Annotated in this window: 15 protein-coding genes and 1 pseudogene; 9 read left to right on the forward strand and 7 right to left on the reverse strand. The window is 72.2% G+C overall.

The genetic code is table 11. The annotated features are described in order from the left end of the window. Positions 1-24: 24 nt before the first annotated feature. On the forward strand, positions 25-918 hold the full coding sequence (locus E1283_RS11960; protein ID WP_132817957.1) for a glutathione S-transferase C-terminal domain-containing protein: 894 nt from the start codon (positions 25-27) through the stop codon (positions 916-918). A gap of 64 nt (positions 919-982) precedes the next feature. Here the strand turns inward: E1283_RS11960 and E1283_RS11965 are convergent, their stop codons facing one another. Next, a complete protein-coding gene (locus E1283_RS11965; RefSeq protein ID WP_132817958.1) occupies positions 983-1,879 on the reverse strand; it encodes a TauD/TfdA dioxygenase family protein in 897 nt (298 codons plus the stop codon). A 197-nt stretch (positions 1,880-2,076) separates the two neighbouring features. On the opposite strand from E1283_RS11965, the gene E1283_RS11970 reads away from it, so the two are divergent. Continuing rightward, positions 2,077-3,522, forward strand: a complete 1,446-nt coding sequence (locus E1283_RS11970) for a BNR repeat-containing protein (RefSeq protein WP_132817959.1) — start codon at positions 2,077-2,079, stop codon at positions 3,520-3,522. Positions 3,523-3,609: 87 nt separating this feature from the next. On the opposite strand, the pseudogene E1283_RS38090 reads toward E1283_RS11970, so the two are convergent. Then, positions 3,610-3,774, reverse strand: a pseudogene (locus E1283_RS38090) (winged helix-turn-helix transcriptional regulator); the annotation flags it as partial. A gap of 42 nt (positions 3,775-3,816) precedes the next feature. On the opposite strand from E1283_RS38090, the gene E1283_RS39435 reads away from it, so the two are divergent. Further along, positions 3,817-4,167 (forward strand): SDR family oxidoreductase, encoded by a 351-nt coding sequence (locus tag E1283_RS39435; RefSeq protein WP_207930372.1) that lies wholly within the window; start codon positions 3,817-3,819, stop codon positions 4,165-4,167. 69 nt (positions 4,168-4,236) lie between these two features. Here E1283_RS39435 and E1283_RS11985 read toward each other — a convergent pair whose 3' ends face one another. Beyond that, positions 4,237-4,869 carry an NAD(P)H-dependent oxidoreductase gene (locus tag E1283_RS11985; RefSeq protein WP_132817960.1) on the reverse strand — a complete coding sequence of 211 codons (633 nt, stop codon included), beginning with the start codon at positions 4,867-4,869 and terminating at the stop codon, positions 4,237-4,239. Between the two features lie 144 nt (positions 4,870-5,013). Here E1283_RS11985 and E1283_RS11990 point away from each other — a divergent pair, with 144 nt between their 5' ends. Then, positions 5,014-5,625 carry a TetR/AcrR family transcriptional regulator gene (locus tag E1283_RS11990; protein WP_243744783.1) on the forward strand — a complete coding sequence of 204 codons (612 nt, stop codon included), beginning with the start codon at positions 5,014-5,016 and terminating at the stop codon, positions 5,623-5,625. 154 nt (positions 5,626-5,779) lie between these two features. Here the strand turns inward: E1283_RS11990 and E1283_RS11995 are convergent, their stop codons facing one another. Continuing rightward, the gene (locus E1283_RS11995; protein ID WP_243744784.1) at positions 5,780-7,009 is read right to left on the reverse strand and encodes a vanadium-dependent haloperoxidase; all 1,230 of its coding nucleotides are present in this window, start codon (positions 7,007-7,009) and stop codon (positions 5,780-5,782) included. A 262-nt stretch (positions 7,010-7,271) separates the two neighbouring features. Further along, complete coding sequence (locus E1283_RS12000) at positions 7,272-7,982, reverse strand: GntR family transcriptional regulator (protein ID WP_243744785.1); 711 nt, start codon at positions 7,980-7,982, stop codon at positions 7,272-7,274. 349 nt (positions 7,983-8,331) lie between these two features. On the opposite strand from E1283_RS12000, the gene E1283_RS12005 reads away from it, so the two are divergent. The 4 genes from E1283_RS12005 to E1283_RS12020 all read left to right on the forward strand — a co-directional run bounded on the left by E1283_RS12005 (position 8,332) and on the right by E1283_RS12020 (position 13,698). After that, positions 8,332-9,750, forward strand: coding sequence for an MFS transporter (locus E1283_RS12005; protein WP_243744786.1), 1,419 nt, complete (start codon positions 8,332-8,334; stop codon positions 9,748-9,750). Continuing rightward, positions 9,747-11,393 carry a PfkB family carbohydrate kinase gene (locus tag E1283_RS12010; RefSeq protein WP_132817963.1) on the forward strand — a complete coding sequence of 549 codons (1,647 nt, stop codon included), beginning with the start codon at positions 9,747-9,749 and terminating at the stop codon, positions 11,391-11,393. Before E1283_RS12005 ends, E1283_RS12010 begins: the two co-directional genes overlap by 4 nt. Before the next feature lie 50 nt (positions 11,394-11,443). Beyond that, positions 11,444-12,436 (forward strand): nucleoside hydrolase, encoded by a 993-nt coding sequence (locus E1283_RS12015; protein WP_132817964.1) that lies wholly within the window; start codon positions 11,444-11,446, stop codon positions 12,434-12,436. Positions 12,437-12,807: 371 nt separating this feature from the next. Further along, entirely contained in the window at positions 12,808-13,698 is an 891-nt protein-coding gene (locus E1283_RS12020) for an NAD-dependent epimerase/dehydratase family protein (RefSeq protein WP_132817965.1), read from the forward strand. Positions 13,699-13,715: 17 nt separating this feature from the next. Here E1283_RS12020 and E1283_RS12025 read toward each other — a convergent pair whose 3' ends face one another. Both E1283_RS12025 and E1283_RS12030 read right to left on the reverse strand, forming a co-directional pair. Continuing rightward, a complete protein-coding gene (locus E1283_RS12025) occupies positions 13,716-15,608 on the reverse strand; it encodes an AMP-dependent synthetase/ligase (RefSeq protein WP_132817966.1) in 1,893 nt (630 codons plus the stop codon). An 8-nt stretch (positions 15,609-15,616) separates the two neighbouring features. Continuing rightward, positions 15,617-16,966 (reverse strand): acetyl-CoA C-acetyltransferase, encoded by a 1,350-nt coding sequence (locus E1283_RS12030; RefSeq protein WP_132817967.1) that lies wholly within the window; start codon positions 16,964-16,966, stop codon positions 15,617-15,619. A 96-nt stretch (positions 16,967-17,062) separates the two neighbouring features. On the opposite strand from E1283_RS12030, the gene E1283_RS12035 reads away from it, so the two are divergent. Continuing rightward, the gene (locus tag E1283_RS12035; RefSeq protein ID WP_132817968.1) at positions 17,063-18,400 is read left to right on the forward strand and encodes a 3-oxoacyl-ACP reductase; all 1,338 of its coding nucleotides are present in this window, start codon (positions 17,063-17,065) and stop codon (positions 18,398-18,400) included. Positions 18,401-18,513 lie beyond the last annotated feature (113 nt).

An 18,513-nucleotide genomic window follows, 5' to 3' on the forward strand; every position in this document is an offset into this window, starting at 1 on the left:
CGTCCGAGCCCACGAGGGAGACGCATGTCCATGACGTCGTCGCTGCCCGCCTGTACGCCCGCCTCCTCCATCAGGGGCCGGATCGGCCCCGACGCCGACCACGGCTACTACCCGGCCGCCCACCGCTACCACCTGTATCTCGCGCTGTCCTGTCCCGGCTGTCTGCGGATCGCCGTCACCCACGCCCTGCTCGGTCTCGACGACCGGATCTCCCGCACCCTGCTGCCGCCCGTGCCGGACGCGCCGGGCGCCGGGTACGCGGCGCTGCGCGAGCCCTACGAGGCGACCGCCCACCGCTATCAGGGGCCGGCCAAGGCCCCGGTGCTCGCCGACCGGTGGACCGGCCGGGTGGTCAGCAACCACACCGGCGACATCCTGCGCGACCTGGCGCTGCGCTTCGGCGGCCCGGGTGTGCCCGAGCTGTATCCGGCGGGGGCCGAGGACGGGATCAGGTCGCTCGACCGGCTCTTCGAGGAGGACATCAGCGCGGCCGCGCAGCGCGCCGGGCAGGCCGGTGGTGCCCCGGCCGGGCGGGCCGCCGCGCTGGCCACCCTGCTGGGCGCGCTGGGCGCCGTCGAGGAGCGGCTGGCGGCTGGGCCCCACCTGCTGGGCGACGCGCCGACCGCCGCGGACGTGCACCTGTGGGTGACGTTGGTGCAGTTGGACACGGTGCACCGCTGGCATCTCGACGCGGACGCGGTGCACCGGATCGCGGCGCACCCCCGGCTGTGGGCGTTCGCCCGCCGGCAGTTGGCGAACCCGGCCTTCGCCGACCAACTGCGTCTCGACGAGATCGAGCGCCGCCATCACCACGACTGCCGGGGGTTGGAAGCGGCCGGCGCGGCCGTCCAGATCATCGACTGGACGGCCACCGGCGACCTGCTGGCCCTGCCGGTCAGGCAGCGCGGCCCGCGCTAGGCACTGACCAGCCAGCGCGCCGGCGGCATGGCTCCCGCCGGCGCGTCGGGGGCGCGGCCCGCGCTCAGCGCCCCGGCATCGCGGCCGGTTCGAGCAGCCGGCTCTCGCCGCCGTCCGGCGCCACCGGCACCTCGCCGGCCACGGTGATCCGCCGCAGCGAGCGGTGGTGGCCGTCGGAGTCGTCGACGGCGTAGTGCTGGGTGGCGCGGTTGTCCCACATGGCCACGTCGCCCGCCCGCCACTGCCAGCGCACCGTGTTCTCCGGGCGCTCGATGTGTCCCTGGAACAGCTCGAACAGCAGCTGCGAGTCGCGGGCCCGGATCCCGGCGAAGCGCTGGACGAAGTTGCCGAGCACCAGGCTGCGTTCGCCCGTCTCCGGGTGGACCCGGACCACCGGGTGCTCGGTGCGGAACCTGACGGCGGCGAACACCTCGCGGAATCGGGCCAGTTGGGCGGCGTCGGCCTCGGGCCTGACGGCGGCGTAGTCGAACTCGTTGGTGTGGATGGCCCGCAGCCCGTCGGCGAGGGCCCGCAGCGGCTCGGGCAACAGGGCGTAGGCGGTGGCGGTGTTGGCCCAGACCGTGTTGCCGCCGTAGGGCGGGATGGTGATGGCCCGCAGGATGGAGAACGCCGGGTAGTCGGGCACGAAGGTGACGTCCGTGTGCCAGCGGTTGGCGCGGTCGCCGTGCTCGGAGTCGACGGGGAACGCGTAACGCCCGTCGGCCGCCGGGACGGTGGGGTGCGCGAACAGCGGCCCGAGCAGCCGCCCGAACGCCTCGTGCCGTTCCTCGTCCAGATGTTCCTGGTCCCGGAAGAAGATCACCTTGTGGGCGAGCGCGGCGGCCCGGATCTCGGCCACGATCGACGGCGCCAACTCGCCGCCGAGCCGGACGCCCTCGACGACGGCGCCGATCCGGCCGCCGAGACGGGTGATGCGCAGGGTGGGGGGTGCGGTGGTCATGGGAAGCCTTTCGGATGAGAGTGCGACGCTGCCTCGATCTTGTGGAACGCGCGGCGAGGCGAACGCGTTTCCGAAAACAGGGGGTCCTGTTTCCGGCCAGGTTCCGCTGTCGGCGATCCCGTGGCGGCAGGGCCGTTGACCGGTTGCGCAGGCGGGAGTTGAATCCATTCAGACGGCTCGATCCCAGGGAGCGACCGATGTCCCGCACGCCCGACCGCAGAAGCGTCATCCAGTCGGCCCTCGGCGCCGCGGCCCTGGCCGGGCTCGCCTCCGGCCACGCCGGCGCCGCCGCGGCGGCCGGCCCCTCCGCCACCGTGCGCGGCAGCACCCTGCTCGACGCGACCGCGCTCTACTTCGTCTCCTTCGACGGCCTGGTCAACAACAACGCCTTCCAGAAACACGGCCTGCTCACCCACAACGGCCACCAGTACGCCGTCTGGTACGCCGGTGACCGGCAGGCCACCATCGCCCGGCGCCCCCTCTCCGCCACCAGTTGGTCGCGGACCACCGTCGGCCACGCCCTCACCGTGAACGACTCGCACAACGTCATCTCGGTCGGCGTCTCCCCGGCGGACGGCCGGCTCCACCTCGTGATGGACTCGCACAGCAGCGGCTACTTCTACGTCAGGTCGGTCGCGGGGCTGGCCACTTCGCCGGGCTCCCACCCCTGGCGCGCCGACCGCTTCGGCCCCGTCCAGACCAGCATGGACGGCACCGCCCTCACCAGCACCTTCACCTACCCCCAGCTCCTCGTCTCGCCCGCCGGCCGTCTCCAACTCAGCTACCGCACCGGCCACTCGGGCAACGGCCAGGCCGCGCTCGCCGAGTACGACGGCACCCGCTGGGCCAACCTCGGCGCCTGGTCGAGCGCCACCGGCGCCTACACCACCGCCCGCGGCACCAGCAACGCCCGCAACCTCTACCTCCACGGCATCGACTACGGCCGCGACGGCCGGCTGCACGTGTTCGGCACCTGGCGCGAACAGTCCACCGCCGTGACCTGCGGCGCCAACCTCACCAACCACGACACCGTCTACGTGCGCAGCTCCGACGCCGGCCGCACCTGGACCAACGCGGCCGGCGCGACCGTCGGCACCACGGGCGGCACCCTGGTCTCCGTCAACTCACCCGGGCTCGTGGTCGATCCGCTGAGCCCCGACCACGCGCTGATGAACCAGGAGTCCCAGGCCGTCGACTCGGCCGGCCGCCCGCACGCCCTCGTCTCCTACGTCCCCGGCCGCTTCGGCCAGTGCGTTCCCGACTACGTCGCCGGGCGCGTCGCCAACGCCTACAACTTCCACCTCCACCAGAACGCCGCCGGAGCCTGGCAGAAGCGGGAGATCCCGGTGCCGATGCGATCCAGCCAGCGCTCGCAGCTGGTGCTCGACGCCTTCGACAACGCCTACGTGGTGATGCCGTACGTGCGGGTCGTCGCCGCCTCGGCCGCCAGCGGCTGGACCGACTGGACCCTGCTTTACGACGGCACGGCCGCCGGCTCGTCCCTCAACGCCTTCGGCGAGGTCGTCGTCGACTCCACCCGCGTCCCGGTCGACGGCGTGCTGTCCGTCCTCTACCAGGAGCGCTCCTCCGGCACCACACCCTCGCCGCTGCGCGTCATCGACTTCCAACTGCCCCGGGCCTGAGCCGGTCACGGCCCCCACGCCCCGGGGAACCACCGCACTCGCGCGGCGCGCGGTCGGTCGCTTGAGGTGGCGGATCGTCGCCAGCGGGGAGTGGCCGAGCGGCGTGAGCTCGCAGTCGACGCGGACGGGCATCGACAAGGTCACCGTGCGGGTCAGCAGCCCGTCCCGTTCGAGCCCGCGCAGGGTCTGGGTCAGCATCTTCCGGCTCACCCCGGCGATCCGCGCGGCGAGCTCGGAGTAGCGCGACGGGCCGCCCAGGCCGAGGAGACCGCGGGGCCGGCGTCCGCCGCCGCGTTGTCGCCGGCCGCACTCGACCCGGTCGACGCCGCCTCCCTCCCGATCAACGCGCTGACCGCGGCGCGGCTCGTCGACCTGCTCGGCTCCGCCGGCGGGCGCACCCTGCTGGTCACCGGCGCGGCCGGCCCGGTGGGCGGGTACGCCGTCGCGCCGCTGAAGACGAATTTCTTCTACGACGTCGAGAACGACAAGACCATCGCCTGGCTCAAGAGCATGACCATCAACGGCGACATCGGGGCTCCCGAGGACGTCGTCCCCGTGGTGCAGTTCCTCGTCTCGCCCGGGTCTCGCTGGGTCACCGGGGAGACCATCTACGTCAACGGCGGTATGGTCTCGCCCGCGAGCTGACGGGCGAGCATGTCCGGAGGGGCGACGAGACTCGCCGTCGCCGTCTCGTCGCCCCCGGTGGTTCGCTCGTCAGTTGCCGGCGAGCGCCTGGCCGGCGGCGCGGGCCGCGGTGCGAGCGTCGGAGTGGTACTGCTCGGCCAGCTCGCGCAGCCCCTCCATGCCGGGGGTGGTGGCGGCCAGGGTGAGTTCGCGCTTGACGACGGTGAGCTCGGCTCCCCAGATGTCGACGAGGATCCGCTCCAGGTAGGGGGTGGAGTGGTCCCAGCCCTCACGCGGGGTCCCGGGGCCGTAGCCGCCGCCGAGGGAGGTGGCCAGCACGGTGGGGGTGCTCTTCAGCACCGGGGTGGTGGGGCCGGCGCTCGCGATGACGAGGTCCACCCAGGTCTTGAAGTGCTGGGAGACGCCGTAGTTGTACAGCGGCACGGCCAGGATGGCGGTGTCGGCGTTCTGGAGCTCCTCGGCCAGGCCGGCGGCCAGTGCGAGGGCCTCGCGCTGGGCCGGGGTGCGGTCCGCCTCGGGGGTGCCGCCCCCGACGATGGCGAGCGCCCAGGCGTCGGCGGGCAGCGCGTCGGTGGCGAGGTGGCGGCGGGTCACCGTGGCACCGGGGTGGGTGGCGACCCACTCGGCCTCGGCGATGTCGGCGAGCTCGGCGCTGGAGGAGGCTCCGGGCAGGATGCTGGCGTCCAGGCGGAACAGGTTCATGGTCGTGAATCCTCGTGGGTGGACGGTCCGCCGTAGCGGTCATGACGTGGCGACGGCGGCGGACCGGATGTCCCGGTGCCGCGGTCGCTCTCCAATATAAACGGACTTTACCCCGCTTCGGTGTCCTGGCGGTAGGTTGGGCATGTGGACCGGTCCGTTGTGCCCTTCGGAAAGCCGCGCGCCGAGCGCGCCGACGCCGTGCGTAACCGTGAGCACCTGCTGAGCACGGCCCGCGAGATGATCGCGGAGCAGGGGGTGGCCAAGGTCACGATGGACGGCCTGGCGGAGCGCGCCTGCCTCGGCAAGGGCACCGTCTTCCGGCGCTTCGGCACCCGGGCCGGCATCTTCCGGGCGCTGCTGGACGCGGACGAGCGACACTTCCAGGAGCAGGTGCTCGGCGGGCCGCCGCCGCTCGGGCCGGGCGCCGATCCGGTGGAGCGCCTCGTCGTCTACGGCCGGGCCCGGATCGCCTTCCTCATGGACCACCACGCCATCGCGCGGGCCGCCCTCGACCGCGACCGGCCGATCCCCTTCGGCGACGCGTCGCTCTCCCAACTCCACATCCGCACCCTGCTCGCCCAGGCCGGCGTGCGGATCCCCAGCCTGAACGGCGTCGCCATCCAGCTCACCGCCGCCCTCGAAGGCCCGCTGCTGCTCTACCTCCGGAGGCCGGAGGCCGGCACGCCGCCGGAGCCCGAGGTCGTCGAGTTCCTCGGCGACGGCTGGCAGGCCCTCATCGAACGCCTCACCCGCTGAGGCCGGCCCGGACAGGGCCCAGCGGCGTGCCGTGGCGTTCCGCGTGGCCGGTCGCCGACCGCCCTCGGTACTCGCGCGGGGAGAGGCCGTCGGCGCGGGCGACGCCCGCCGTCCCCGGGCTCGTGCCGGTGGCGGCCGGCAGGACACCGGGCCGTCAGTCGAACAACTGGTCGGCGTTCCTGAGCGTGTGCGCCGCGACGGTGCGGCCGAGTCGGACGCCGGCGACGTCCGCCGTCCTGGTGTGGATGCCGGAGAACACCCGGGCGTCGATGTTCTCCACCGACAGCTGACGCCAGGTGGTGTAGGTGCGGGTCACGCCCGGCGCCGTCGGGCTGGTCAGCTCGAACGGCGCGGTGCGCGGCCCGACCAGCGAGGTCAGCACCCCCTCCGCGGCGCCCGCGTAGGTGCCGTGGCCGCTCGGGTAGTCCGGGTGCGAGGGCGTGACGTGCAGCGGCGTCCAGTCGGCGTCGCCGCCCGCGCGCAGCGCGGTCACCGGACGCCAGGCGAGGTGGGCGTACTTGCTGTCGGACGTGGCGATCTGGGTGTCGACCAGCGCCACATGGAACAGCGCCACCAGCTCGGCGCGCTCGGCGAGCGATCCCGGGGAGCGGTCGAGCGCCACCCGCAGCGGCTCGGTGTACAGCGTCAGCGAGGACCCGTACCAGAATTCCGCTGTCTCGGTCTGGTGCGCGGTCCGCACCGTGCTGTCCGCGGAGCCGTAGGCCTCGACCTCGGCCAGGTCGGCCCGGTGCCGGGCCGAGTCGACGGCGGGCGGCGGCGCCAGCCGGTACTGGTCGGCGCCCGCCAACAGGAAGGGTCGCGCGTGGCGGTTGCCGGCCTGTGCCGGCGGGCCGTAGGCGGGCGGCGTCGGCTGCCAGACCCCGGGCGCCGGCTCCGGCAGCGTGATCGGCGCGTTGACGGACGCCGGATCGAGGCCGTCGCCCGCGCGCTCGGCCAGCAGGGCCCGGGCCTCCCGCCGCCCGGCGGCCAGCCCGGCGTCCTCGGCCGGGCCGTCCGGCACCCGGTCCAGCGTGGCGTCGAGCGCCGCGTCCAACTCCGCGGCGCGCGCCGGGGTCAGCTCGCTGAGCGCCTCGTGCACCGCCCCGGCCAGCGCGGCCTCCTGGTAGGCGGCCCGGCCGTCCGCGCGCAGCGCCCGCGCGGCGGCCAGCCAACCGACGGCCCACGTACGGTTGTTGGTGACCTGGGTGGACGCGCCGGCGGCGGCGACGCTCTCCGCGGTGAGGTCGTACCAGTCCACGGCGACGTCCACCGGCGCCGGCTCGTGGGGGGCGGCCGTGCCGGCGGGCACGGCGAGGGCGCCGACGGCCGCCAGCGCGAGGGCCGTGGTGAGGGTCCGGACGGGCAGGCGAGACGGGATACGCAACGAAGGCTCCTGACGTGTGAACGACGAGACGAAAGGAGCGGCGGCCGCGGCAACCGCGCTCGTCATCGTCGCACCCCGACGTTGCGTCGGCCTGGCCTCAGGTGAAGCCCCCGTGTCAAGCTGACCCGGCTGATCGCCCGGTCCGTGGACGACCGCTACGACCGCGTCGACGCCAACGGCGCCCGCGAGGTGATCGTGGCACGTGGGTGTGGGCCGGTGCGCCGCGCCGGCGTGCCGCCGTCGGCGCGCGGGAGCGGTTCGATCAACTCCTGGCTTCCTTGCCGGGCGCTGAGTCGACCGTGGCTGTCGGTTCTCCGGCGCACAGGATGCGGAGTGCGTTCACCCGGCTGCTCTGGACATGGTCTCTCGCCATCTCACCGGCACGTTCGGGGTCGCCTGAGGCGATCGCCTGGTAGAGGCTGTCGTGTTCCGCGTAGAGCCGGTCGGGATCGTCAGGCTGACGGAAGAGCCAGTCCAGTCGGCTGCGCAGCGGTTCGAGAATGGTCCGCAGCAGGTTGTTCTCGGCGATGACGGCGATTTCGTCGTGGAACGCGAGGTTGGCGTCGCCGAAGGCGTCGAGCTTGCCGGCCCCGGCGGCGCGTTGTGCCCGATCGAGGTGGCGCCGTAGGCGCCGAAGGTCGGCCGTCTTGGCGCGCTCGGCCGCACGCTTCGCCGTCATCGACTCCAGCGCCTCACGAACATCGAACAGTTCTTCGATGTCGGTGTGGGTCAGCTCTTTGACGATGACACCGCGACGTGGCACGACCTGAACCAAGCCCTCGGTTTCGAGCATGCGCAGCGCCTCTCGTACCGGGACGCGGGACACGCCGAGTTCGGCGGCCAGTTCGCGCTCCACCAGTTTGCTCCCGGGAGCGAACTCGCCCCGCGTAATGCGGGTGCGGACATGTTCACGGATCTGGTCGCGCAGCGGTGTGTGCGCGACCCCCATCGGGATCTCGCCGTCTCGGGTCACCTTGGCTTCTTCCCCTTTGCTGGTATACCGCAGCCCACTGTGAGTCTACCGGAGCCAGCCCCTTGTCTCATGACTCTGGGATGCGGTATACCAGTCTGGCTGGCGTTGGCCCTGGTCAGGACGGCCAAGCGGGTCCCAGTGACCAGGATCAGGCCAGGTAGGGAAGGCAAAAGGAGTCTGTTATGTCGTTGTCTCGTAGAGTGTCGTGGCGCCTGCTGTCCTCGCCGAGGACCGGGCACGCGCGGTGCCCGGTCCTCGGCGCCGTTGGTCCCTCGGTGATCGGTGGGCTGCTGGCGCCTCGTCCGATGGCGCGGTCATGAGCACCCGGCCCGTGCGGACCAGGACGTTGATGACGGCCTTGCTGAGCGCCTGTGTCGCGTTCCAGTTGAACGCCAGCATGCTCAGTCCGGTGTTGCCGACGCTGGCAAGGGAGTTGAAGACCGATTCGGTCACCGCTGGTCTGTCCCAGACCGCGTTCTTCACTTCCGCCTGCGTGTTCGCGGTGTTCGTGCCGCGGTTGAGCGACATCGCGGGACGCCGCCGGACCCTGGTCGTGACGCTTGGCCTGTCCGCGGTGGGCTCGGTTCTGGCAGCGCTTTCGCCCACCATCGAGGTGCTCTACATCGCGCGGATCCTGCAGGGCTGTTGCGGGCCCGTCATCGCGATCTGTCTGCTGATGTTGCGGGACGCGGTTCCCGAACCCCGGCGTTACGGCACGTTGATGGGGGTGGTGACCGCGGTGAACGGAGGTATCGCGGGGGTCGATGTCATCGTGGGGGGAGCCATCGCGACGCGACTCGGTTTCCGTCCGGTCTTCTGGCTCATGGCGGTTGCCGCCGTCGTCGCGATGATCCTGGTGCGCCTTCAGGCGCCTGAAACCCGCCCGTCGGCTGGCGCCAGGATGGACTGGCTCGGCGTCGGGCCACTGGTCGTCGGCATCGGCACGCTGCTGATCGCACTCGGCGAAGTGGGAAAGCTCGACGCGGCGAACTGGTTGCTCGTCGGGGTTCTGGCGGTGCTGAGTCTGGGAGCGTTCGGGTGCTTCCACTGGGTTGAGGGCATCACGTCGCAGCCACTGGTGAGCCGGGCCCAGCTGCGGCACCGCGCGACATGGTCCCTGTTGTTGACGACGACACTGACCCTCACCGGCGTCTTCGCGGCGATCAACGGGCTGGTCGTCAGTTTCGCGCAGGACACTCGGGTGGGCTTCGGGATCAACTCGGACACCACCTCGTTGCTGCTGCTCACTCCCTACGCGCTCATCGGCTGGCTGATCGGTCCACTCGCCGGCCGGCTCGCGCCCCGGCGCGGATATCTGTGGGTGCTGCGCGTGGGGCTGGCCGGCAGTGTGGTGACCCTGACCCTGATCGCCACCGTCGGCCTGCGTTCACTGGCCCTGCTGATCGCGGGAGCGGTCCTGCTCGGCATCGCCTACGCGGGCATGGCGAACATCATGCTCAACGGGCTGGCGGTGGTGCTGTCCGGGGAGCGGAATCCAGGCTTCCTCCCCGGCATCAACACCGGAGCCTTCAATCTCGGCGCCGGCTTGAGCTTCGCGGTGCTGCCCGTGGTCCAGATCGCCATCGACCACGGCGGCAGCCCGACGATCGGGGGCTACGCGGGCGGAATCGGTGTCGGCGCGGGCATCGTCGCGGCGGCCCTGGCCAGCTCGTACCTCATCCCCCGGCCAGCCGCGGCGGAACTGCCCGAACCCCGGCACGCCGAAAGCGACTTGGCCCTCTCATCGGAAGCGATAGGTCCCACATGAGCCTCGCACGGCAGCACCACGGCGGCATCGTCGTGGTGGGTTCCCTCAACGCCGACAACACGGTACGGGTGCACAGCCTGCCGGCACCCGGAGAAACGGTCCTGCGCCACGATGGACAGGGCACCTGGAGTCCAGGAGGTAAAGGCGCCAATCAGGCGGTCGCGGCGGCGCGACAGGGCGCACGTGTGGCCATCGTGGGCGCGGTGGGCGACGACTCCGCGGCGCACCTGGTGACGAACGCCCTCACAGAGGCCGGAGTCGATCCGAACGGCCTGGTCACGCTCAGCGACACTCGCACGGGAACCGCGTTGATCCTTGTGGACGACGTCGGACAGAACAGCATCGCTGTCTTCTCGGGCGCCAACGGCAAGTTGACCGTTGACCACATCGCGCGGACGGATGCCTTCGCGTCCGGCGCCGCCGTTCTCTGCGCAAGCCTGGAGACACCGGCGGACGTGGTCTGCGCGGCGACCCGGCGTGCCAAGGAATCAGGCATGCTGACGATCGTCAATCTGTCACCCTGTGACGAGATCGACCCGGAACTGCTTCGTCACACCGACGTAGGCGTGCTGAACGAAGTCGAGGCGCAGCAGTTCGTCAAAGAACCGCTGTCCGTGCGCTCACCATCTGTTTGGCAGGACATCGGCCGGTCTCTCCGGCAGCGGAATCTGCGGCAAGCGATCATCACGTTGGGCGGCGACGGCGCGGTGGTCTTTGACGAGGACGTGGCAGAAGGGCGCGGCGTTCCCCATCATCTGCCGGCTCCGCCCGTGGTGGCACGGGACACGACCGGCTGCGGCGACGCCTTCATCGGTGCGCTCGCGGCACGGCTGGCCGACGGACAGACCCTGAGGCAAGCCGCTCGTCATGCCGTGGCAGTCGCAGCGATCACCGCGACGCGACCCGGCACGCAGAGCTCCCCCACGTTCGACGAAGTCGTTTCGTTTTCCATGTCCGATCGGGACGGCAGCCGGCACGACGGAATCGGGCACGGTGCGCCCGACGCGGCTGAACGCCTGGTGGATCGCAACCCTCTGCCGGACGTTCTCGCCGATCGCCTTCGGACCCAACTCGAATTCATCGTCGAGATCGACCGACTGAAGACCGTGGTGCGTCAATCCCCCCTTGCGGCGCTCCCTCGGCGTGAGAACGACGCGGAGCATTCCTGGCACCTGGCCGTCATGGTCATGTTCCTGGCGGAACACGCCGACCAGGCAATCGACGTCGGTAGGACCATGGCAATGGTGACCGTGCATGATCTCGTGGAAATCTATGCCGGCGACACGCCGCTGTACGACGCGGACGGCAGCCGAGATCAATCAATCCGGGAGCATGCCGCCGCTGCCGAACTCTGCGCACTGCTTCCCGACGACCAAGCCCAACGCCTGCATGAGCTGTGGGAGGAATTCGAGCAGCGTCGCAGCCCGGAAGCACGCTTCGCCAAAGCGATGGACCGCCTACAACCGTTGTTGCTCAACTGGATGAACCGGGGAGGCACATGGAGAACTCCCGGGGTGACGGTCGCGGACATCCGAAATCGTAAGTCCGTCATCAAGGACGCGTCGGAATCCCTCTGGGAGGCGGCGCAACAGATCATCGATGAAGGCCATCGTCGTGAATGGAGCCGCAGTCAACCTGACTAACCAGGAGCGACGACTCGACATCCCCTTGATCGTGAAGAAAGGCTGAAGTAATGACCCGCAAGACAATCCTCGACGTGGACACCGGCACCGACGACGCCGTTTCCATCATGTTCGCCGCCTTGCATCCGGACATTGACCTGCTCGCCGTCACCACCGTCCACGGCAACGCGCCAGTCGCCAGCACCACCGACAACACCTTGCGCGTCCTTGACTGGATCGGCGCTTCCACCGTTCCTGTGTTCGGTGGACTGTCGCGCCCCATCGTCCGATTGGACTTTCCCGCGGCCAGGCACTTCGACACCGATTCCGCAGACGACCCGCACGGCACCACTCTTTCCATTCCGCCGGCGCGCACCAGGGCGCGGGAAACGGGAGCTGTGGAATACCTGTTGCACACCCTCCGCACGACCACCGAACAACTCACCCTGGTCGCGACGGCACCACTGAGCAACATCGCTGCCGCTCTCGCCATCGACCCGAGCATTGTCGAAGCGGTCGAAGAGATCGTCATCATGGGCGGAGGTCATACGGTGGCCAACGTCACCGCGTCGGCGGAGTTCAACACGTGGGCCGACCCCGAGGCCGCGCAGATGGTCTTCTCCGCGGGATTCGAGCGTCTTACCCTCATACCGCTCGACGCCACGTACCAGGCGCTCATCACGCGTAGGACGTGTACGGAACTCGAGGAACTCGGCACACCTGCCGGTGTCGCGGCGGCGCGGTTCATAGACCGGAGGATCACGGCATACGAGGGATCCCTCACCACCGCCGGCGCCGCACCCGTACACGACGTACTGTGCCCGGCCTACCTCGTCCAACCCGACCTCGTCACCACCCGACACCTGCCCGTCGCGGTGGAGACCGCCGGCTCCCTGTCCGTCGGCCGCACCGTCATGGACACCCGACCGGGCACCACCCAGAAACGCAACGCGCATGTCGCCTTCACGACCGACGCCCAGGCCCTGGCCCGCCTCCTCCTCGGCGTCTTCGCCAAGGATCTCGAGAGCGACCCCGGCCGGCTGAACGGGGCCGCGCCCCAGTAAAGCGGCGGGCCGCCTGCCGTGCCGGGTGTGCCGCCGGTCCAGGCGGCCCGCGCATCGTCGTGCCCGGCACGGACCACGTCTCCGCCCGGCCAGGCTGGTCGTGGTCTCCACCCGCAGCGTCCCGACCCGGCCGATCTGCCGGACGCGACGTTCCGTGCCCTGGCCACCTTCGTGGAGACCGCGGCCCCCGCGGCGCGTACAAGGGCGTCCGCGCCGCGGGGGAGATCGTCCGCGCGTCCGCCCTCGACTGGCGGAGACGGCTCCGGCACACATCCTGCTCGGGAGCGCCGCACACGGCGCGGGAGTGGGACATCTGTGATTGGCTACCTCCGACTCGAACACTGATCGTGAACATGAAGGTGCGTGATCTCATGCCACGCGTCGCCGTCACCGGCGGAAGCGGCAAGCTCGGCCGCGCCGTCGTCCGGGAGCTGCTCGACCACGGCTGGGACGTGGTCAACCTCGACCGCGACCCGCCGGCCGAGCCGCTGTGCCCGTTCGTCCGCGTCGACCTGACCGACTACGGCCAGACCGTGGGCGCGCTCACCGCCGTGGACGACCGCTACGACCGCGTCGACGCCGTCGCGCACCTCGCCGCGATCCCGGCCCCCGGCCTGGTGCCCAACACGGCCGTCTTCGGCAACAACATCACGTCCACCCACCACGTCTTCAGCGCCGCCCGGCTGGCCGGCATCCGCAACCTGGTCTGGGCGTCGAGCGAGACCGTGCTCGGGCTGCCCTTCGACACCCCGCCGCCCTACCTTCCGGTCGACGAGGAGTACCCGGCCCGCCCGGAGAGCAACTACTCGCTCGCCAAGCACCTGGAGGAGCAGGCGGCCGCCCAGTTCTGCCGCTGGGACCCCGAGATGAAGATGGTCGGCCTCCGCTTCTCCAACGTCATGGAGGTGTCGGACTACGCCCGCTTCCCCTCCTTCGACGCCGACCCGAAGCTGCGCCGCTGGAACCTGTGGTCCTACATCGACGCCAGGGACGGCGCCCAGGCCGTGCGGAAGGGCCTGGAGTACCGGACCCCCGGCATGGAGGTCTTCGTGATCGCCAGCCCCGACACCGTGATGTCCACCCCGTCGGCCGAGCTGGCCGCCGCCGAGTTCCCCGACGTCGAGGTCAGGACGGAACTCGGCCGCCACGACACCCTGATGTCGATCGCCAAGGCCCGCCGTCTGCTGGGCTACGCCCCGACCCACAGCTGGCGCGACCACGTCCAGGGCCTGTCCCGCCTGCCTGCCGACACGTCAGGCTGAGGCGCCCGCCCCCGGGGTCAGCGGGCCCCGTAGAGCCGCTCTATCTCGTCGGCGAACGCCGCCGCCACCGCCGCCCGCCTGACCTTGAGCGAGGGGGTCAGCAGCCCGTTGGCCTCGCTGAACTCGCCATCGACCAGGGCGAACGCGCGGATCGACTCGGCCCGCGAGACGGCCTCGTTGGTGTAGTCCACGGAGCGCCGCAGCTCGGCGAGCAGTTCGGGGTCGTCGCGCAGCTCGGCGAACGGGGTGTCGCGTGGCCGTCCGCGGACCGTGAGCCAGTGGGCGAGTTGGTCGGCCTCCAGGGTGATCAGCGCGGCGACGAAGGGGCGTTGGTCGCCGACCACCAGGCACTGGGCGATCAGCGGCCGGCCGCGCAGCCGGTCCTCCAGGAGGCTGGGGGAGACGTTCTTGCCGCCCGTGGTGATCAGGATGTCCTTCTTGCGGCCGGTGATCCGCAGGTAGCCGTCCGTATCGAGGCTGCCGAGGTCGCCGGTGGGGAGCCACTCGCCGGAGTCGGCGGCGCCGGCCGCCACCGTGCCGCCCCTGACCAGCACCTCGCCGTCGTCGTCCAGCCGCACCGCCGCGCCGGGGATCGGGTGGCCCACGGTGCCGGGGCGCGGCGCGAGCGGCGGGATCAGGGTGGCGGCCGAGGTGGTCTCGGTCAGGCCGTAGCCCTCGTAGATCACGACGCCGCAGCCGAGGAAGAACAGGTTGAGGCGGCGGTCGAGCGGCGAGCCGCCGCTGATCGCGTAGCGCAGCCGGCCGCCGAGCGCCGCCCTGATCCGGCGGTACACCAGCACGTCGTACAGCCCCTTGGCGAGCCGCAGCCCGAGCCCAGGACCGGGGCCGGTGCCCAGGTAGGCGCGGAGCGTCGCCTCGCCGTAGGCCACCGCGATCCGGTCGGCCCGCTCGAACGAGGCGCCCCGGCCGAGACGTTCGGCCGTGGCCCGGCCCGTGTGGTGGATCTTCTCGAAGAGATAGGGCACGCCGACCACGAACGTCGGCCGGAAAGCCGCGAGTTCGGGCCGGAGGTCGTCGGGGCGGATGCTGGGGCAGTGGCCGCTGACGATCCGCGCGGACACGCAGGCGATCTGGATGGTGCGGCCCAGGATGTGGGCCAGTGGCAGGAAGATCAGGGTGGCCGGGGTCTGCCCGGTGATCTCCTCGAAGACCGGCTTGAGCAGGGCCACCAGGTTGGCGGTCTGGGCGTGCAGGTTGGCGTGGCTGATGGCGCAGCCCCGTGGCCGGCCGGTGGTGCCCGAGGTGTAGACGACGGTGGCGATCGTGTCGGGGGTGAGCGCGGCGCGCCTCGCCTCGACTTCGGCCGCGTCGACCTGCTCGCCGGCCGAGGCCAGTCGGTCGAGGCAGCCCTCGTCGATCACCAACAGCTCGGGGGAGTGGTCGAGTTCGGCGATCGCGGCGGTGGCCACCGCGGCGTGCTCGGTGGTCTCCACGACCAGCAGGGTCGCCCCGGAGTCCCGCAGGATCCACTCCACCTGGGCGGCGGAGGAGGTGGCGTAGACCGGCACGCTCTGCCCGCCGGCCGCCCAGATCGCGAAGTCGAGCAGCGTCCACTCGTAGCGGGTGCGGGACATCAGGGCGACACGGTCGCCTGGGCCGAGCCCGGCCGCGATCAGCCCCCTGGCCAGCGCCGTGACCTCGGCGGCGAAGCCGGCGGCGGTGACCGGCCGCCAGCCGTCCGCGGTGCGGCGCCTGAACACCTCGGCGTCCGGCGCCTCGGCGGCGTTGACGTACGGCAGGTCCGCGGTGCTGCCGGCGCTCGGCGCCGGCACCAGCGGCGCCGTCCGCACCTCGCGCACCGCGCCGTCCTCCGTGATCACCTCGGCGGGCGCCCGCCCCGCGGACGCGCTTCGCCGCCTGGCCCTTCCGAGGTCCCCGCGAGCACCCATGTCGGCTGTCAGCTCCCTTGCCGGTCGTCGTCCCGGGTACGCGGCTCGTCCCGGGGACGTTCGAGAATGGCGGTCACGCCCTGGCCGCCGGCGGCGCAGACGGAGATCAGTCCCCGCCCGTGGCCGCGTTCGCGCAGCAGCTTGGCGAGGGTGGCCACGATACGGCCGCCGGTGGCGGCGAAGGGGTGGCCGGTGGCCAGCGAGGAGCCGGCGACGTTGAGGCGTTCGCTGTCCACGACGCCGACCGGCTTCGTCAACCCGAGCCGGCCCTCGCAGAACTCGGGGTCGGCCCAGGCGGCGAGGGTGGCCAACACCTGGGCGGCGAACGCCTCGTGGATCTCCACGAGGTCGACGTCGTCCAGGGTGAGCCCGGCGTCCGCGAGCAACCGGGGCACCGCGAAGACCGGGGCCGTCAGCAGGCCGTCCTCGGCGCCTTCCGGCCCGGGGACGAAGTCGACGGCGGTGGTGCGGACATGGGTGAGGTAGGCCAGCACCGGCAGCCCGCGCTCCGCCGCCCACTCCTCGCTGGCCAGCAGCACGAGGGCCGCGCCGTCGGTGAGCGGCGTCGAGTTGCCCGCGGTCAGGCTCGGCCGGGCCGACTTCCGGCCGAACACCGGCCGCAGGGCGGCCAGCCGCTCCACCGTGCTGTCGGGGCGCAGGGTCTGGTCCCGCTCCAGGCCGCGGAACGGGGTGAGCAGATCGTCGAAGAAACCCCGCTCGTAGGCGGCGGCCAGCCGGCGGTGGCTGGTGACGGCCAGCGCGTCCTGGTCGGCGCGGGTCACGCCCCACTGGGCGGCCGTCAGCGCGGCGTGCTCGCCCATCGAGAGCCCGGTGCGCGGCTCGGCGTTCCGCGGGACCTCCGGCCGCAGCATGCCTGGCCGGAGCCCGCCGAGCGCCCGCAGCCTGGCGCCCGTCGAACCGGCCCTGCGGGTCCCCAACAGGAGTCGGCGTAGCCGGTCGTCCAGGGCCAGCGGCACGTCGCTCGCCGTGTCCACGCCGCCCGCGACGCCGCACTCCAGCTGGCCGAGCGCGATCTTGTTGGCGACCTGCACGACGGCCTCCAGGCCCGTGCCGCAGGCCCGTTGGAGGTCGAGGGCCGGGGTGCGGTGGTCGAGGTCGCTGCCCAGCACCGTCTCCCTGGCCAGGTTGAAGTCCCGGCTGTGCTTGAGTACCGCGCCGGCCGCGAACTCGCCCACCAACTCGCCCCGCAGCCCGAACCGTTCGACCAGGCCGCCGAGCGCGGCGGACAGCATCTCCTGGTTGGACGCGGTGGCGTAGGGGCCGTCGGCCCTGGCGAACGGGATCCGGTTGCCGCCGAGGATCGCGACCCTCCGCCCGGGCTGCCGCGTCGTACTCATCTCAAGTCCCCTCGCCGGTTCCCGGCCGCCGCGTGGACCGGCGTGCTCAGGTGTCTTACTTTTCAGTAGACTTACCCCGCAGTAAGGAGGAAATCAATGGCCGACCGCTATCTCTCCTTCGCCACCAGCCGGGCCGGCGCCCCGCTCGTACGCCGCCTCGGCCTGCCGAGACCGGCCCGCCTCGTCCGGCACCGGCCGGGACTGCCGGTGGCGCGTGGGCCCGTGCTGCTCGGCGAGTCCACCGGCGGCCGGCTCGGCGCGTCACTGCGCGCCGCCCTCGACGCCTGCGGCGCCACCGTTCCCGCCGACGCCGAGGCGCCGGGCGCCCTCGTCTTCGACGCCACCGGCATCCGCGAGAGCCGCCGACTCGACCAGTTGCACGCCTTCCTCCACCCCCGGATCCGCGCCCTGGCGCCCGGCGGCCGGCTCGTCGTGCTCGGCACCCCGCCGGAACTCGCCGCCACCCCCGGCGAGTCGGCGGCCCAGCGGGCCCTCGACGGCTTCGTGCGGTCGGCCGCCAAGGAGCTGCGCGGCGGCGCCACCGCCCACCTGCTGCTGGTCGCCCCCAGCGCCGAGGACGCCATCGAGGCCACCCTGCGCTTCGCGCTCTCCGCCCGCTCCGCCTACGTCTCGGGACAGACGCTCCGCATCGGCCCCGGCGGCCGCGCCGCCGCCCCCGACGACTGGGACCGGCCGCTCGCCGGCCGCACCGCCCTGGTCACCGGCGCCGCCCGGGGCATCGGCGCCCACGTGGCCCGGGTGCTGCACCGCGACGGCGCCCGCGTGATCGGCGTCGACGTCCCCGCCCACGGCGCCGAACTGCGCGACATCCTCGCCCCGTTGGGCGGCGTCCCCATCGAACTCGACATCACCGCGGACGACGCGCCGGCCCACCTCGCCGCACGCCTGACCGACGGACGGCGCGACGAACCGGCCGGCCTCGACATCCTGGTGCACAACGCCGGCATCACCCGCGACCGCACCCTCGGCCGGATGGACGCGGACCGCTGGCGGACCGTCCTCGACGTCAACCTGGTCGCGGTGGAACGGCTCACCGAGGCGCTCACCCCACTGCTGCCCGACGGTGGCCGGATCGTGCTCACCTCCTCCATCAGCGGCATCGCGGGCAACGTCGGACAGACCAACTACGCGGCCAGCAAGGCCGGGTTGATCGGCCTGGCCCAGGCCCTCGCCCCCGCGCTCGCCGACCGCGCGATCACCGTCAACGCCGTGGCGCCCGGCTTCATCGAGACCCGGATGACCGCCGCCGTCCCCCTCCTGGTCAGGACGGCCGGCCGCCGGCTGAACAGCCTGGGCCAGGGCGGCCGCCCCGTCGACGTCGCCGAGGCCGTCGCCTACCTCGCCTCGCCGGGCGCCGGCGCCGTCACCGGGCAGGTGCTGCGGGTCTGCGGCCAGGCCCTGTTGGGGGCGTGACATGCCCGACGTGCCCGGCCTGCCCGCCAGCTACGCCCGCGCCCTGCTCCCCAGGCGGCCGGCCGGCGCCGGCGCCATACCCCGGCGCGTGCTCACGGCGGACGCCGCCGCCC

Origin of the sequence: Streptomyces hainanensis (assembly GCF_004348415.1) — a bacterium.
Classification (GTDB): Bacteria; Actinomycetota; Actinomycetes; order Streptomycetales; family Streptomycetaceae; genus Streptomyces; species Streptomyces hainanensis.